Raw genomic sequence first — 916 nt, 5'->3', positions numbered from 1 at the left:
ACATGTAGCCGAGGTCGCGGAGCCGCTCCATGAGGTCCTCTTTGTCCTGGGCGCGGCCGGCGCGTTCGGTGGTGTTCTCCAGGTCCTGGAGCCAGGCGGGCTCGCCCGTCGGTTTTTCGGTGCTGACCTCGCTGCCGAGCGAGCGGAACCCCGCGAAGTACTTCGGCGAGATCGGCACGTCCGCTTGGGTGACGCCCTCGGGGAGGTCCTCGGCCGACTCGGGGACGTACCCCTCTTCGGGGAACCCCTCGACCGTCTCCGGGACGACGACCTGCCAGAACGCGTCCCACACGTCGCGCTCGTCGAACTGGAGAATCGGCTGGATCCGGTCGTGCGGCGGGTAGATGTCGGGATCGTGACGCGGCGAGAAGAACGTCTCGTCCGCGCGCGCCTCCTGTTCGTCCCAGCGCACGCCCGAGATCACCCCGTCGATGCCATACTCCTCTAAAGCGTCGTTGAGCGCCACCGTCTTCAACAGGTGGTTGCCCACGTACGTGTCCAACAGAAACGGGAAGGTGTCCTCCTCGTACTCGAGGATCTCCCGCACGTGGTGCCGGTTGTGCTCGGAGAGCGCGTCCACGGGGACGTCGTCGCCCGGCTCGAGGCCGTGCTCCTCGACGTACGCGCCCACGTCGTCGTTGCGCGCGTACACGACGTCGATCCCCCACTCAGCCGCCCAGCGCTCGACGAAGTCGGTGATCTCCTCGAAGTGCTGGAAGTGGTCGATGAACACCGCGGTGGGCTTCTCGTAGCCGAACCGCTCGGCCACCTCGGTGATGAAATACAGCGTCAGCGTCGAGTCCTTCCCGCCCGTCCACATCACCGCGGGGTTGTCGTACTGCTCGAGACCCCGCCGCGTGACCTCGACCGCCTTCTCGATCTTGTGCTGGAGCGACGGGTAATCGCCCGGACCCTC

1 protein-coding gene is annotated in these 916 nt (G+C 66.6%); it reads right to left on the bottom strand.

Annotation, left to right across the window (positions count from 1 at the left end; all coding sequences use genetic code 11):
- A partial coding sequence (locus NO889_RS16360; RefSeq protein WP_256413282.1) for a phosphoadenosine phosphosulfate reductase family protein occupies positions 1-916 on the bottom strand: 916 nt, incomplete at both ends.

The sequence above is a fragment of the Halorubrum rubrum genome (assembly GCF_024494685.1).
In the GTDB taxonomy this organism is placed as follows: Archaea; Halobacteriota; Halobacteria; order Halobacteriales; family Haloferacaceae; genus Halorubrum; species Halorubrum rubrum.
Note: the sequence above shows the minus strand (reverse complement) of the source record. Positions and strands in the feature narration are given on the sequence as shown.